At 65.4% G+C, this 14,870-nt stretch carries 16 protein-coding genes; 6 read left to right on the forward strand and 10 right to left on the reverse strand.

Annotation, left to right across the window (positions count from 1 at the left end; all coding sequences use genetic code 11):
* Positions 1 to 31: 31 nt before the first annotated feature.
* Together CE453_RS03020 and CE453_RS03025 are read left to right on the forward strand one after the other, a co-directional pair.
* Positions 32 to 913, forward strand: coding sequence for an MBL fold metallo-hydrolase (locus CE453_RS03020; protein ID WP_089173237.1), 882 nt, complete (start codon positions 32 to 34; stop codon positions 911 to 913).
* 2 nt (positions 914 to 915) lie between these two features.
* Positions 916 to 1,257, forward strand: coding sequence for an ArsR/SmtB family transcription factor (locus CE453_RS03025; protein ID WP_198302242.1), 342 nt, complete (start codon positions 916 to 918; stop codon positions 1,255 to 1,257).
* Between the two features lie 241 nt (positions 1,258 to 1,498).
* On the opposite strand, the gene CE453_RS03030 is transcribed toward CE453_RS03025, so the two are convergent.
* Complete coding sequence (locus CE453_RS03030; protein WP_198302243.1) at positions 1,499 to 1,927, reverse strand: helix-turn-helix domain-containing protein; 429 nt, start codon at positions 1,925 to 1,927, stop codon at positions 1,499 to 1,501.
* Positions 1,928 to 2,181: 254 nt separating this feature from the next.
* On the opposite strand from CE453_RS03030, the gene CE453_RS03035 reads away from it, so the two are divergent.
* Positions 2,182 to 2,982 (forward strand): DUF72 domain-containing protein, encoded by an 801-nt coding sequence (locus tag CE453_RS03035; protein WP_089173238.1) that lies wholly within the window; start codon positions 2,182 to 2,184, stop codon positions 2,980 to 2,982.
* A gap of 2 nt (positions 2,983 to 2,984) precedes the next feature.
* Here the strand turns inward: CE453_RS03035 and CE453_RS03040 are convergent, their stop codons facing one another.
* From CE453_RS03040 to htpX, 7 genes are all read right to left on the reverse strand, one after another.
* The gene (locus tag CE453_RS03040) at positions 2,985 to 3,476 is read right to left on the reverse strand and encodes a YbaK/EbsC family protein (protein WP_089173239.1); all 492 of its coding nucleotides are present in this window, start codon (positions 3,474 to 3,476) and stop codon (positions 2,985 to 2,987) included.
* Positions 3,473 to 3,751: a hypothetical protein gene (locus CE453_RS03045; RefSeq protein ID WP_089173240.1), complete on the reverse strand. Its 279-nt coding sequence runs from the start codon at positions 3,749 to 3,751 to the stop codon at positions 3,473 to 3,475. The genes CE453_RS03040 and CE453_RS03045 overlap by 4 nt, the downstream gene beginning before the upstream one ends.
* Positions 3,752 to 3,754: 3 nt before the next feature.
* On the reverse strand, positions 3,755 to 4,939 hold the full coding sequence (locus CE453_RS03050) for a low temperature requirement protein A (RefSeq protein WP_089173241.1): 1,185 nt from the start codon (positions 4,937 to 4,939) through the stop codon (positions 3,755 to 3,757).
* A 74-nt stretch (positions 4,940 to 5,013) separates the two neighbouring features.
* Positions 5,014 to 6,606, reverse strand: a complete 1,593-nt coding sequence (purH, locus tag CE453_RS03055) for a bifunctional phosphoribosylaminoimidazolecarboxamide formyltransferase/IMP cyclohydrolase (protein WP_089173242.1) — start codon at positions 6,604 to 6,606, stop codon at positions 5,014 to 5,016.
* Positions 6,607 to 6,701: 95 nt separating this feature from the next.
* A complete protein-coding gene (locus CE453_RS03060) occupies positions 6,702 to 8,444 on the reverse strand; it encodes a heparinase II/III family protein (RefSeq protein WP_157732880.1) in 1,743 nt (580 codons plus the stop codon).
* A gap of 94 nt (positions 8,445 to 8,538) precedes the next feature.
* On the reverse strand, positions 8,539 to 9,855 hold the full coding sequence (locus CE453_RS03065) for an RsmB/NOP family class I SAM-dependent RNA methyltransferase (protein ID WP_248307925.1): 1,317 nt from the start codon (positions 9,853 to 9,855) through the stop codon (positions 8,539 to 8,541).
* A gap of 49 nt (positions 9,856 to 9,904) precedes the next feature.
* Positions 9,905 to 10,852 carry a zinc metalloprotease HtpX gene (gene htpX, locus CE453_RS03070; protein WP_089173245.1) on the reverse strand — a complete coding sequence of 316 codons (948 nt, stop codon included), beginning with the start codon at positions 10,850 to 10,852 and terminating at the stop codon, positions 9,905 to 9,907.
* Positions 10,853 to 10,978: 126 nt separating this feature from the next.
* On the opposite strand from htpX, the gene CE453_RS03075 reads away from it, so the two are divergent.
* Positions 10,979 to 11,197: a DUF1674 domain-containing protein gene (locus tag CE453_RS03075; protein WP_089173246.1), complete on the forward strand. Its 219-nt coding sequence runs from the start codon at positions 10,979 to 10,981 to the stop codon at positions 11,195 to 11,197.
* 114 nt (positions 11,198 to 11,311) lie between these two features.
* A complete protein-coding gene (locus CE453_RS03080) occupies positions 11,312 to 12,616 on the forward strand; it encodes a class I SAM-dependent methyltransferase (protein ID WP_089173247.1) in 1,305 nt (434 codons plus the stop codon).
* A 202-nt stretch (positions 12,617 to 12,818) separates the two neighbouring features.
* On the opposite strand, the gene CE453_RS03085 is transcribed toward CE453_RS03080, so the two are convergent.
* Positions 12,819 to 13,136: a DUF2853 family protein gene (locus tag CE453_RS03085; RefSeq protein ID WP_089173248.1), complete on the reverse strand. Its 318-nt coding sequence runs from the start codon at positions 13,134 to 13,136 to the stop codon at positions 12,819 to 12,821.
* Between the two features lie 228 nt (positions 13,137 to 13,364).
* Here CE453_RS03085 and CE453_RS03090 point away from each other — a divergent pair, with 228 nt between their 5' ends.
* Positions 13,365 to 14,312 carry a 2-hydroxyacid dehydrogenase gene (locus tag CE453_RS03090; protein WP_089173249.1) on the forward strand — a complete coding sequence of 316 codons (948 nt, stop codon included), beginning with the start codon at positions 13,365 to 13,367 and terminating at the stop codon, positions 14,310 to 14,312.
* A gap of 17 nt (positions 14,313 to 14,329) precedes the next feature.
* Here the strand turns inward: CE453_RS03090 and CE453_RS03095 are convergent, their stop codons facing one another.
* Positions 14,330 to 14,857, reverse strand: coding sequence for a L,D-transpeptidase (locus CE453_RS03095; RefSeq protein WP_089173250.1), 528 nt, complete (start codon positions 14,855 to 14,857; stop codon positions 14,330 to 14,332).
* Positions 14,858 to 14,870 lie beyond the last annotated feature (13 nt).

Below are 14,870 nucleotides of genomic sequence, written 5' to 3' on the forward strand. Positions count from 1 at the left end.
GTAACGGCCAGATGCGTCAGAGGTCCCGACCATGCCCCAAATGCCCGAAGTCACTGGCTTCTACGACAAGCGATCCGGGTCAATTCAATACGTCGTTGCCGACTCCGGGACGAAGAAGTGCGCCCTCATCGACCCGGTACTCGATTATGACGAAAAGTCTGGAGCGACTGCGACCACGCATGCCGACAGCATTCTTAAGTTCGTCGCGAACAAGGGCTACGTGGTGGAATGGATTCTCGACACCCATCCGCATGCCGACCATTTTTCAGCGGCTGATTACCTCAAACGCAAGACCGGCGCGCCGACCGCAATCGGCGAGAAGGTGACCGAGGTTCAAAAGCTCTGGAGCGACTACTACAATTGGCCTGGGTTCCCGGCTGACGGGTCGCAGTGGGACAAGCTCTTCGCAGCGGGAGAGACCTTCCAGATCGGCAATATCGACGCGCGCGTGATGTTCTCACCAGGGCACACGCTGGCCTCGATCACATATGTGATTGGCGACGCTGCCTTCGTGCACGATACGTTGTTCATGCCCGACTCCGGCACTGCCCGAGCGGATTTTCCCGGCGGCAGCGCCAAAGCGCTCTGGCGGTCAATTCAGGACATCTTGGCGCTGCCCGATGCGACGCGCCTCTTCACAGGCCATGATTACCAGACAGGCGGTCGCGAGCCTCGCTGGGAATCGACGGTGGCTGAGCAGAAGGCGAAGAACATACACATTTCGGTCCACAGGACCGAAGCCGCGTTCGTCGCCGCTCGCGAAGCCCGTGATAGGACCTTGGCCATGCCGAAGCTGATTCTGCATGCGCTGCAGATCAACACCAATGCCGGCCGTCTGCCCGAGCCCGAATCGAACGGACGACGCTACCTCAAGATCCCGCTCAACCTCCTGGAAGGAGCCTCGTGGGATTGATCATGGACACTGTGGCACTTTCTCCTGCGACCAGGGAGCTGAAGGCGAAGCTCGACGAGGCCTCGCGCTTCCTCAAGAAGTTGTCCAATCCCGACAGGCTGCTCATCGCCTGCACGCTGGTCGAGGGAGAGCGCTCCGTTCGTGAATTGGAAGATGCTCTCGGCATTCGCCAGCCCGGTCTCTCGCAGCAGATCGCCGAATTGCGAGAAGCCGGACTGATCGTCGGCCGCAAGGAAGGCAAGCAGGTCTTTTACCGGCTCGCGGATCCCCGCGTCGAAACCTTCACACTCACCCTGCACGGCCTGTTCTGCAAGGAACAGGTCGCACCCGGAGCAACATCGTAGCTTCAATATCGGAACGGGGAGGTAGTCGCCGCAGACTAGGATCGCGTCACGGGTGGCCAGGGTCATCTGCTTTAGTGGTTCATAACTAAATGACAAATACACCACTCGTGACAGTCGCCTGCCCCGCAATCAATATCCAGAGTCCTGATGTCCCCACATGTCAGAGTTTTTGCTATTCACGGTTATAAAAACATCAATCATGTTGGCAGTTCACCACTTTACTCCGTCGAACAGAGAAGCATCAGCGGTGGTCGTCCCTTCGTTTCTGCTTGAGCCTGTTAAAAAGATTGAACACGGTATCACGCTCTGTGGAATCGTGAAGCTCATTGAGATCAATCAGAAACCGCTCACGCTCTTCTTTCGGCGGGCTTGGGCCTACGGTCCCTGCGTGATAAATTATCTGCTCCGTGTCAGCGAAATATGTCTCCCTCTGTTGATCCAGCTTCATCTCAGCAATCAACTGGGCAAGTGTTCTTCGGTAGAGCGCGGCCAGTTTCAAGAGCTGCGCAATCGACAGCCGCTTGCGCCCATTCTCTTGCCCACTGATTAGTTGCTGGCTCACATTCAGCGCAGACGCGACTTGCTCTCCGGACATTCCCGCGTCTTCGCGGAGGCGCCGCAGATACGCACCGATGATGATGTCCAGCTCTCCGCGCGATTCTCTCGCCACGCAACTCTCCCTCTCCAAGCAGAGGGGAGGCGGCCGGGCGCCAAGCTACAACGCATCTATCATTGCGAGACGCGGCCGATGCACGTCATTCGCGTATAGGAGCGACTTGAACAGCTCTCTGCTGCGCGGCAAACGAACAAGACGGTGATACTGACGAACGTTGTCAGCACTACAAGCGTTTATCCAGCAGCGTTTCACACGCTGTGAGGCTGCCCCGACCTTCGTCACACATCCCGGCGCCGAGGAGGCATACAGTGGCTACCAAAGGCAACGTCCATATCGGCATCGGTGGCTGGGTGTTCGAGCCCTGGCGTGGAACTTTCTATCCCGATGGGCTGGCCCAAAAACGCGAGCTCGAATATGCCGCGAGCAAGCTGACCTCGATCGAGATCAACGGCACCTATTACGGCTCGCAGAAGCCGGAAAGCTTTGCCAAATGGCGTGAAGAGACGCCGGAGGATTTCGTCTTCGCGCTTAAGGGTTCGCGCTTCTGCACGAACCGGCGCGTATTGGCGGAGGCCGGACCGTCGGTCGAGAAGTTCCTGACCAGCGGGCTGACCGAACTCAGGCACAAGCTCGGCCCGATCAACTGGCAGTTTATGCCGACCAAGAAATTCGATCCCGACGACTTTGAGGCCTTCCTCAAGCTGCTGCCAAAGGAGCTGGACGGCATCCGCCTGCGCCATGCGGTCGAGGTGCGGCATGACAGTTTCCGCTCGCCGGATTTCATTGCGTTGCTGCGCGAATATGGCGTCGCCGCCATCACCTCGGCCGACGCCGACTATACCCAGATCGCCGATGTGACGGCGCCCTTCGTCTATGCGCGGATCATGGGGACGAAGGAGGCGGAGCCGAAGGGTTATTCCGAGACCGGGCTCGCTCGCTGGGCCAAGGCCGCCGGCGTCTGGGCCGAAGGTGGTGTGCCGGACGGCCTCGAGACAGTCGGGCCGCCAGCCAAGATCGGGAAGCGCGACGTTTTCCTTTACGTCATCAGCGGCGACAAGGTGCGCAACCCGGCGGCGGCAATGGAGCTGATCGCGCGGACGAAGGCTTGACCCTACTCTGCTGCGGCCTGCAATTGTGCGCCGGCTTCCTGGCAGACATCGACCCATTCAGCCTGCGTGAGTTCAGCCATGCGCTGCGGCGCGATCCGTAGCGCGCTATGCGTCGAGCCTGCCGCCGGGACCACGATGTCGAACGCCTTCAGCGAGACATCGCAATAGACCTTGAGCGGTGTGGCCAGCCCGAAGGGGCAGACGCCGCCGACCGGATGGCCGGTCAGCGCTTCGACCTCCTCCTGTCCAAGCATGCGCGGCTTGCCGCCGAGCGCGGCCTTGGCCTTCTTGTTATCGAGCCGCGCGTCGCCGCGCGTGACGACCAGGACGACCTCCTCGCCGATGCGCAGGGAGAGTGTTTTGGCGATCTGGCCGGGCTCGACGCCATGGGCCGCCGCGGCGAGCGGCACGGTCGCGCTGCTTTCCTCGGTGACGATGACGACGATGTCAGGGGCGTGCTCAGCGAAGAAGGCGCGGACGGATTCGAGGCTCATCGGGCAATTCGTGAAGTCAGCCACAGGATCAGCAGGCCAGCGATTGCGGGCACGCCGAAGACGACAAGGAAGATCGGTGCTTCCTCCATGACGGTATAGCCTGCCCGGGCGACACCGATCCAGAGATTGATTAGCGCACCGACAAGCCAGAGCGGCAGGAAGAGCTTGATGGCGAAGGGAATCGGGCGCCCGGCCGAGATCGCCAGGCGCGGGGCCAGGACGAGCAGGATGCCGAGCAGGGCGAAGCCGATGCCAATGACCTTGATCGTATGCATGGCTCAGGCCTCCTTCGGCTGCGGTCTCAGCGAGATCGCTTCCCAGGCTGCGACGAGGATGAGGATCGCCGTAGCGCTCAGGCTGAAGCCGAGCGGTGGCAGGAGATTCGAGCAGAAGGCCAGGACGGCAACCAGCCCGAGCCCGACGAGATGGGAAAGCGGATACCAGCCGGCCGTCACGCGCTTGAACAAGAGGTTGCCCAGAAGATAGCAAGCGGGACCGCCGACGATGGCGATTGCGGCCTTTGCTTCGGTGTGGCCGAGCGGGTGGGCGATGACGAGTTCGTCGCCGACCGCAACCAGGATGATGCCGGCGACCAGCAGAATATGCAGATAGGTGTAGGCGATGCGGGCGATCCTGCCCGGATCTGCGGAGTGGGCGATGAGCTGGCTGCCGCGTTCGGCGCCGATATGAAAGTAGATCCACCACATCGCCACCGAGCTGAGGAAGGCGTTGGCAAAGGCGGTCAGGTTCACGGCCGTGACGGGGAGCTTGGCCGCTGTCGCGCCGGTCATGATGATCGATTCACCGAGCGCGATGATGATGAAGAGGGCGCAGCGCTCGGCGAGATGGCCGCCCTCGACATTCCAGTCGCTGGTGAGCGAGCGGCCCAGGCCCAGCACACGGAACCCGACGGCGGGACCGACATATTCGATGCCGAGCGCGGCCAGCCAGAGCCCGAAGCGCAACGGGCCTTCGCTCAGCCCCCCGGCGATCCAGAACAGGCCCGAGAAGCAAAGCCAGATCGTGATGCGCTGGAAATTGCGGTAGTTGGCAGGGGAAGCGCCCTTGAGGCTCGCTGCCGTGAATATGGAGCGAACGAGCTGGGCTGTGACATAGGCGCCGGCGAAGGCGAGACCTGTGTCTCCGAAAGCCTCCGGCAGGGCGCAGGACATCACCAGCCCGAGGAACATCAGCGCGAACAGCAGCAGCCGGACCGGTGTCGTCTCGGGGTCGAGCCAGTTCGTCACCCAGCTCGTATAGATCCAGATCCACCAGACGGCGCCGAGCAGGAAGGCGGCCTGGGCCAGGCCGAGCGCGCTGAAATGCTCGAGCAGCGTGTGCGAGATCTGGGTGATCGCGAAAACGAAGACCAGGTCGAAGAACAGCTCCACATAGCTGACCCTCGCATGCTGGTGTTCGACGCGCTCCCTGAGCAGCGCGCCGGCTTTTCGAGCTTGCGCCATGCAGACCCCTGTCCCCTGCTGCGCGCTTCTGCGCGCGGCCCGTCAATCAGGGTGTCCTGCGGCCCGTGCCGCCGTCAATGGCGGAAGTGGCGGTGACCGGTGAAGACCATCGCGAGGCCAGCCTCGTCGGCGGCCTTGATGACCTCGTCGTCGCGCATCGAGCCGCCGGGCTGGATCACGGCCGTGGCACCGGCTTCCGCGGCGGCGAGCAGGCCGTCGGCGAAGGGGAAGAAGGCGTCGGAGGCGACGACCGAGCCCTTGGCGAGGCTCTCGGGCAGGCCAGCCGTCTTGGCGGCCTCGGCGGCCTTCCAGGCGGCGATGCGAGAGGAGTCGACGCGGCTCATCTGGCCGGCGCCGATGCCGACCGTGGCGAGATCTCTGGCGTAGACGATGGCGTTCGACTTGACGTGCTTGGCGACGCGGAAAGCGAAGCGCAGATCGGCGAGCTCGCGCGCGCTCGGCTGGCGCTTGGTCACGACTTTCAGCTCCATGTCGTCGACGACGGCGTTGTCGCGCGACTGGGCGAGGAAGCCGCCAGCAACGGTGCGCAGCGCCAGACCCGGCGCGCGAACATCCGGCAGGCCGCCGGTGAGCAGCAGGCGCAGGTTCTTCTTGGCGGCGATCAGGGCGATCGCTTCCTCGTCGGCATCCGGTGCGATGATGACTTCGGTGAAGACCTCGACGATCTTCTTGGCGGCAGCGGCGTCGAGCGTGCGGTTGAGCGCGACGATGCCGCCGAAGGCCGAAACCGGATCGCAGCGGAGCGCCAACTCATAGGCTTCGAGCAGCGAGCCGCCTGCCGCGACGCCACAGGGATTGGCATGCTTGACGATGACGCAGGCGGCCGAAGCCTTCGGATCGAACTCGGCGACGCATTCGAAGGCAGCGTCGGTGTCGTTGATGTTGTTGTAGGAGAGCTGCTTGCCCTGGACCTGACGCGCGGTCGAGACGCCGGGGCGGTTCTCCGGGGTGCGGTAGAAGGCGGCCCACTGATGCGGGTTCTCGCCATAGCGCATCGTTTCGGCGAGCGCTCCGCCGAGCGCGCGGAAAGCCGGCGCGGTATCGCCGAGCTCATTGGCGAACCAGTTCGAGATCGCCGCGTCGTAGGCGGCGGTACGGGCATAGGCCTTCTGGGCGAGCTTGCGGCGTAGCGTCAGCGTAGTGGCGCCCTTCTGGGCTTCCAGATCGGCGAGCACCGAGGCGTAATCGGCAGGCTCGACCACGACAGCGACGTCATGATGGTTCTTGGCGGCGGCGCGGATCATTGCCGGGCCGCCGATATCGATGTTCTCGATGCAGTCATCGTAGGGCTTGCCGGCGGCGACCGTCGCCTCGAAGGGGTAGAGGTTCACCACGAGCAGGTCGATCGGCTGGATGCCGTGACCGATCATCGAGGCCTGGTGCTCGGGATGCGAGCGGATCGCCAGCAGGCCGCCATGGACCTTGGGATGCAGCGTCTTGACCCGGCCGTCCATCATCTCGGGGAACCCGGTGAGGTCGGAGACGTCGCTGACGGGCAGGCCGGCATCGGCGATCGCCTTGGCGGTGCCGCCGGTCGAGACCAGCGCGATGCCGAGCTTGTGCAGGGCGCGCGCGAAATCGATCAGCCCTGTCTTGTCGGAAACGGAAAGGAGCGCGCGTTCGACGCGGCGAAGCTCATTCGGCATCGGGATGAGGTCCAGCTTACAATTGCGGGAGCAGGCAGTCGCGCGCGAGCTATCATGCTGCGGCGCGAAAGGCAAAAGCCCCCGCCGCAGAACCGTCACGCGTCAGGGTCGGGCGGGGCGGCTTGCCGCTCGGCCAATGCCGCGGCGAGGGTCTGGCCGGCGCGCGGATTTGCAGTGCTGATACGGTTGAGCCGCCAGGCGATGCGCGGCGTCGCCGCGGCGTCGAAGGCGACGACCAGCTGCTCGGTCCTGCGTCGGCCATCGGCGGCGGCGAGGAAAAGGCTTTCCTCGATGGCGATGGTCAGGCTGCCGGCCTCGAAGCTCCAGACTTCGCCGGAAGCCAAGGCGAGCAGGGCACCCGTGCCGTCACGCACGAGGCTGGCGCGGACGTTCGGATGCAGGTGGAAGCGCGCGGCAGCCGGTAGGGTCGTCTGTGTTCCGGTCAGTGCCACTTCGTCCTCGCCCGTCAGCGAGGCGCCGTCGCGGGCGAGCAGCAGGCGGCGGGTATGTGTCGCCCCGAGGCGGCGATAGCCGTCATGGCTGCCGACCCATTCAGGGCCGTTCTCGCCGTCCTGTCGAGCGACGCGGACGTCGGCGGGGCCGGAGATGAGGCGCATCTCACCGAGAACCATGCCGAAATTGGCGCTCGAGCGGTCGTTGAGTACGAGGGCCGAATGCGCCGCGGTGCTGCGCGCCGCGAGCCGCAGCTCCGGAGGGCCGAAGCGGCTGTCCCCGCAATTGACGATGATGCGCTGCGCGCCGCTGGAGAATTCGAAGGCCAGGCAGCCGGCATGGGCCTCGGTGGAATAGGTTCCGCGCGGCGGCGGGCCGGCGTCGACGACAACGATGCTGCGCTCGGCTGCGAGACGGCTATAGCCGGAATAGGCGGCATGCTCGGTCGGTCGACCACGGGCGTCGTCATAGGCCGCGAGTGTCGCCATCAGGTCGGGCGGGGTCGTGCCCATGCCGTTGAACAGAGCGAGCGCGCCATCGCCGTGCCGGAACAGGCGCAGATGCGGCATCATCCGCTCGATCGCGGTCAGGATGCCGCGCGGTGGCTCGAGGCCACGGGCGGCGAAGGTCTCGCGCAGTGGCAGAAGGTCGAGCAGGAAGTCGATCAGCAGGCGCGGGTTGCGCGAAACGTGGCCGCCATCGGGGAGGATCTGATCGTCGAGTTCGTCGGAGAGGAGCGTCTCGGCGCGCCGCCTGCGAGATTCCTGGCCATCCAGGCAGATGGCTGCCAGCGTGACGGCGATCAGCCCGTTGATGCGGTCGGCCCCCTCCACGGCGCCGGCGAGCGCAAGGCTCACCCGCTCGGCCAGGCGCGAGACGTGGCGCAGGAAGCGTTCGTAGAAGGCGTGGTCGGCGCCCTCCAGCAGCAGCGGCGAATGGGAGAGGAAGGAGATCAGCCGTCGCGCCGCCACGGCCGGGCGCCGGGCGATGTCGCTGCGGTCGTGGCGCTTGACGATGAATTCCTCGACCAGACTGCGCGCGTTGGCACGTGCGATGGCGGTGTCGGCGGCGCGCATATGGCGCAGCCAGCCGAAACCGTGAAGCGCTTCCGCCCAGGCCTCGGTCGGTGGCTCGACATCGAAGGGCGATTCGCCATGGGTCCGGACCGTGCGGCCGGCGAAGGCATAATAGCCCGCATAGAAGTCGCCAGCCGTGGTCGGGTCCGCGGTGCGCAGGTCATGCGGGGCGAAAAGCAGGCGGGAGGCCGATTTGCGGCCGAAGGGCCAGAGCCTGCGTGTCGCGCCGACGAATTGGCCACGCGTGCGCCGCGCCGCCCGTCCGATCGCGGCCTGGGCCAATCCCCGACGCTCAGACCAGGCGCTCAAATCGCTGAAAGCTCCGTCTCGGGCGCGGTATCGGCCCGCGCGGACCATGCCGGGAGAGGCACGGCAGCTCGTTGCCGTGCGAATCCCTTGCCCGTCATAGCCTGATCAGGCGACTTGCGTAAAATCCTGCCCATCCGGAGAGGCGCGGCGTTTCGCCGGGGAGTTGCTGCGGCAAGGTGCGGATATCGCCGTTTGCAGCGATCGCGGCGCTCAAACCGCCGATTTCGGCGGCACTTGCGCCGGCGCGACGAAACTGGGGATGACGCGCGAGGAAGGCTTCGACCTGCGCCTCGCCTTCCTGTGGCTCCAGCGAGCAGGTGCAATAGACGAGCTGGCCGCCGGGTTTGGTCAGTTCGGCCGCGGCGTCGAGCAGCTTCGCCTGCAGAACGGCGAGGCGGTCGCGATCTTCCGCCGTCTTGGTCCAGGCGACGTCGGGATGGCGACGGATCGTGCCGGTGGCGCTGCAGGGTGCATCGAGCAGCACGGAATCGAAGGGCTCAGCCTTCCAGTTCACGGCATCGGAGGTGACGATGTCCGCGGCGAGGCCGAGGCGCTGGAGGTTGGCCTTGAGACGGCGCAGGCGCGGCGCCGAGCGGTCGACCGCCGTGACGCTGGCGCCGGCGGCGGCGATCTGCGCGGTCTTGCCGCCCGGAGCGGCGCAGAGATCGGCGATGCGTTCGCCCGGCGCAGGTGAGATCAGCTTCACCGGCAGCGCGGCGGCGGCGTCCTGCACCCACCAGGCACCGTCCTCGAAGCCGGGCAGCGTTGCGATGGCCTGCCGCTCGCGCAGGCGGATCGAACCCGTCGGCAGCAGGATGCCGCCGAGCTTGTCGGCCCACAGAGCCGGATCAGCCTTGGCCGTGATGTCGAGCGGCGGTTCCTCGCGATGGTTCAGCGCGATCGCGGTCGCGGCTTCCTCGCCATAGGCGGCGCGCCAGCTTTCCGCGAGCCAGTCCGGCGTGTCCCGGAAAGGATCGGCGTCGGCCTCGGCGAGGATCGCATCGCGTTCGCGAACAACCCGGCGCAGCAGCGCATTGCCGAGTGCGGTGTAGCGGGCCGAGCGCGGGTCCTCGTGCAGATGGCGGATTGCGAGATCGACGGCGGCGTGATCCGGCACGTCGAGGAAGAGGATCTGGGCTGCCGCTGCCGTCAGGATCGGCTCGAACAGGCCCGAGTGGCGTGGGCTGCCGCGATCGAGCCGCTCGTCGAGCGCCTGGCGGATGGTGCCGAGCCGGCGGAAGGCGGTGACGGCGATAGCGCGGGTCAGCCCCGCATCGGCGGCGTCCAGCCCGGATTCGGGAACGAGCCGGTCCAGGGTCTCATCGAGCGCGACGCGGGCGCGCAGCACCTCGTCGATGACGATGGCGGCGAGCCGGCGTGCCGGCAGGCCGGGTGCGTCGGGTTCCGGCATGGGCGCGGGCTGTTGCGGCCTGCGGCGTGAGGGCGTGCGGTCCGCCATCTCAGCCCCACGGGCCCGGCTGGCGCGGGGGCTCGCTGCTGGAGCCGGTCGAGCCCCACGGGCTGCCGGACGTCTGGCCGGTGAAGCTCGGGGCGGCAGAAGCGCGGCCGAGGCCCATGCGGCGCGCCTGTTCCATCAGGGCGGCGATGCGGTTGCCGGTGTCGGGATGGGTCGAGAAGAGGTTATCCATGCCGCCGCCGGTCAAGGGATTGATGATGAACAAGGGCGCCGTAGCAGGCTTGGCCTCGGCTGTCTCGCTGGGAATGTGCTGAACACCCGCAGCAATCTTGGCGAGCGCGTCGGCGAGCCAGATCGGATTGCCGCAGATTTCGCCCCCCATGCGGTCGGCTTCGTATTCGCGCGAACGCGAGATCGCCATCTGGATCACAGCCGCTGCCATGGGCGCCAGGATCGAGAGCAGGATCTGCACGATCACATTGGGGCGGTTGTCGCGCGAGCCGAAGAACATGCCGAAAGTGACGAGCGAGGAGATCGCGCCCGCCATGGTCGCGCTGATCGTCATGGTCAGTGTGTCGTGGTTCTTTATGTGCGCGAGCTCGTGCGCGATCACGCCCGCGAGTTCTTCATAGGTCAGGGTGCGCAGGATTCCGGTCGTCGCGGCCACGGCGGCATTGGCGGGATTGCGCCCGGTGGCGAAGGCGTTCGGCTGATCCTCGTGGATCAGATAGACGCGCGGCATCGGCAGCCCGGCGCGCGCCGCAAGGTCGCGGACCATCCGGTAGAGCTCGGGCGCGGAACGCTCGTCGACCTCCTGCGCGTTGTAGGCCGCGAGCGCCATCCGGTCGGAGTTCCAATAGGCGAAGAGATTGGTGCCGGCGGCGAAGATAAGGGCGATCATCATGCCGCTGCTTCCGCCCAGCAGGTAGCCGACCGCGAGAAAGAGCGCGGTCAAGCCCGCCATCAGCATGCCGGTCCTGACGTAGTTCATCCTGTCCCCTTCACTGGCTGTCTGGAAAAATGGGCGGATTGCCCTCGCGAATGCCGGTTTCCTGTCCTATGTGGTGGCTGTAAGCCCGATCCTGCAAGCCCGGGCTTGAGGGAGATACGTGCCGCGATGCCGGACAAAGCCAGCGATGCCACGCCCGCACCCCTTTCGGAGAAGGTGCTTTCGCCGGCAGCGAAGCGCGCCCTGGCGGAGGCCGAGGCGCGCCGCGCCGCGATCGATGCCCATGCCACCGAAGTTGCGGGCCAGCGCGAGCTCAACGGGCGCGGCGGCCTCGAGCCCGTGCGTTATGACGACTGGGAAGTGAAGGGCATCGCCAGCGATTTCTAGCCGTCGCGGGTTTCGCCATCTTGCTCTTCGCAAGCACGGCGGCAGTCGCCTGAAACATTGCCAACTCACAGCGTTGCGTCCAAAGAGCAGCCAGCAATTTCGGATTCTTGGGTCATGGACAGCAACGACAAGCGCCTTGCGGCGCTGCGCCGGCTTCTCGCCGAGGCGCATGACAAGCTCGGCCTGAAGCTCGGTTTCAGGCTCTGGGACGGCAGCATGGTGCCGTCGACATGGCCTCAGGATGGGCTCGGCATCGCCATTGGCGATCCGGGCGTGCTCGCGGCGCTGTTGCGCAAGCCCAAGCTCGACACGCTGCTCAACCTGCACATCTCCGATCGCATCTCGATCATCAACGGCTCGATCTTCGATCTCGCTGCAGCGCGGCCCGAGGGCAAGATCGGCAAGCTCGCGCGCAATATTCCGAAGAGCGCGGTGTTCGACGTGGTGCGCCGCTTCATCTTCGCGCCGGGCAAGGCCACGGACGCCGTGCAGCACCGGCGCGGCGACGAGATCGCGCGCGACGGCGATCCGGCCACCAACAAGGCCAACGTCGCCTATCACTACGACGTCTCGAACGATTTCTACCGGCTCTTCCTCGACGAGGAGATGGTCTACACCTGCGCTTACTTCACCGAGGATCACGGCGATATCGGCCGCGCCCAGCAGGACAAGCTGGACATGATCTGCAAGAAGTTGCGGCTGAAGCCGGGCGACCGTTTCCTCGATATCGGCTGCGGCTGGGGCGCACTGGTCTGCCATGCTGCCCGCTATTACGGCGTCGAAGCCCATGGCGTGACGCTGGCCGAAGAGCAGCTCAAATACGCGCAGGAAAAGGTCGAGCGCTGGGGGCTGCAGGACAAGGTCACGCTGCATCTGCGCGACTACACGCAGATGGAGGGCGAGTTCGACAAGATCTCCTCGATCGGCATGTTCGAACAGGTCGGGATCCGCAACTATCCGAGCTACTTCACCACGGTGAACCGGCTGCTCAGGCCACGGGGCCTGTATCTGCACCACACCATCTCGCGCCGCGCCAAGAAGACCGAGAAGGCCTTCAACAAGATGCCGGCGGAGTACCGGGCGCTGGTGCGCTACATCTTCCCGGGTGGCGAGCTCGACCATCTCGGCATGTCGATCGCCAATCTAGAGCGCTACGGCTTCGAGGTGCACGATGTCGAGGGCTGGCGCGAGCACTACCAGCGCACGACCCGGCTGTGGTGGGAAAGGCTCAACGCGAACAAGGACAAGGCGGAGGCCGAGATCGGGCCGGAACGGACGCGGATGTGGCTGCTCTACCTTGCCGGTTGCTCGCTCGCCTTCGAGCGCGGCGGTGCGCTGATCAACCAGACGCTGGTTTCGAAACGGCGCAAGGGACCGTCAGGCCTGCCGCTGACGCGCGCAGACCTCTATCGCGATTGACCGTTCGGCGGGGGCAGGCTTTCTGGCCAGTATCATTGCATCGGACCGAAAAGTGGAATCCACTTTTCGGAAAGATCCGATGGGACAACAACCCGTCGATCGCCGCTACCGCGCCCGTCCGGACGCGCGGTGATCGAGGCCGGCCGCATCGCTTGCCTTGGTTGGAGAATCCCCCAGGCCTGTCGAGAACGGCGGGCCGGCCTTACTTCTTGACGAAGAGGTCGAGCTTTCCGTGATGCTCGGCCAGGAGATAGTAGAAGGTCAGGCGGGATTTGGTCCGGTCGTCCTTCATCTGCTCGCAGACGGTCTTGACCGAACCGTCGAGGTCGCCGGATTTCAGGCCGAGCTTCTTCTTCAGGAAATTCTCGCGGACGCGCTCGAGCTCGGCGGGATCGGAGCAGGCGACGTAGCGCGTGTCGGGTTTGCTCATGACGAGTGCGTAGGATTTCGTCATGCCGGCAAAGGCGGCTTCATTCAGCGGCTTCTTGGCGTACTTCTTCACGTCAGCAAGGTGATCCATCGGGTAGCCCCTTGTTGGCCCGGCATTCGCACGGGCGAGCTTCGTGTCGCGGGACGAAGCTAACGCGCTTTTTTGCCACAGGCGAGGGAAATGGCGTCGAGGATCTTTGGCCTTTTGGCCAGTTTCCCTGAAGGAAGGCCTGCATCCCGTTTATGGCAGCCCTGCCTTTGGACGGCTTGAGTGAATGACGCGGCGATGGTGCGATGCAATATCGCTTGGAGTCGATCGATGAAGCCGACCATCCTGATGGTGCCGCGAATGCCGGATGCGCTCGTGGAGCGATTGCACGAAAGCTACGTCGTGCTCGGCCCGATGGAGCATTCGACGATCGATGCGTTGCCGGCGGGTGCGTCCGAGGCCGAGGCGCTCCTCACCATGGGCAGCCTGAGCACCGATGCCACGCTCATCGACGCGTTGCCGAAGCTCAGGCTGATCTGCTGCTACGGCACCGGCATCGAAGGCGTCGATCGGGTTCATGCGAAGGCACGCGGCATCGTGCTCGGCAATGCCGGAGAGGCTAATGCCGCCAGCGTGGCGGAATTTGCCATGGGGCTCGTGCTCGCCACGGCCCGCCGGATTCCGCAGGCGGATCGCTATGTGCGGGCCGGGCGCTGGCAAGGCAACTCCGTGCAGCGCATGCCCTCGGTGCCGGGGCTGGCCGGGCGCCGGCTCGGCATCTACGGGCTGGGCGCCATCGGCAGCCGCATCGCGCGGCGCGCCGAGGCCTTTGAGATGGAGGTCGGCTACCACAACCGCAGCCGGCGCAGCGAGATGCCGTATCTGTATCACGACACTTTGCTCGGCCTCGCCGCCTGGGCCGATATCCTCGTCGTGTCCGCCCGTGCCAGCGCCGATAATCGTCACGCCGTCGACGCTGCCGTGCTCAAGGCGCTGGGGCCGAGCGGGCATCTCGTCAATATCTCGCGCGGCATCGCGGTCGACGAGGATGCCCTGTGCACAGCGCTCGAGACGGGCGTCATCGCCGGTGCGGGCCTCGACGTCTACGAGAACGAGCCGCACGTCTCCGACAGGCTCAAGGCGCTCGACAATGTCGTGCTGACCCCACATATCGCGGCCGCCTCGCATTCGGCGCAGGCCGCGCAGCAGGAGGTCATGCTCGGCAACCTGCAGGCCTTCTTCGCCGGCAGGCAGCTGCTTTCGCCGGTTCCGCTCTGATCGGTTTTCTTGCCGCTTTACGGCAGGACGACGACCGGCGTGCCCATCTGCACGCGGGCGTAGAGGTCGATCACGTCGTTGTTGTGCATCCGGAAGCAGCCATAGGAGGCGGCGGTGCCGATCGTCCGAGGCATGTTGGTACCGTGGATAGCGTATTCGCCGCCAGGGCCGAGACCGATGACGCGCGCGCCCATCGGGTTGCGCGGCGATCCGCCGGGAATCACGTCGGGCAGGCGGGGATTGTCGCGCTTTACCTCGGCCGGTGGCGCCCAGGCCGGGTCGACCTGCATTTCCTCGACATATTTGATGCCGCGCCACTGCTTGCCGGCCTTGCCGACCGCGATGGTGTAGCGAATGGCCTCGCCCGGTGCGACGACGTAATAGAGCCTACGTTCGCCAGTCCGGATCACGATGGTGCCGGGATTGTAGCGGGCATCGGCGATCTCGACGATCTCGCGTGCCGCCGCGGGCGTCTTGGCCGATCCGATTGCGGAGAGTGCGAGCGCGACGAGCGCGAAGCTCGAGGCCCCAATCTGTCTCGGCATGGCGGATTCTCCC

It is taken from the genome of Bosea sp. AS-1, assembly GCF_002220095.1.
GTDB lineage: Bacteria > Pseudomonadota > Alphaproteobacteria > Rhizobiales > Beijerinckiaceae > Allobosea.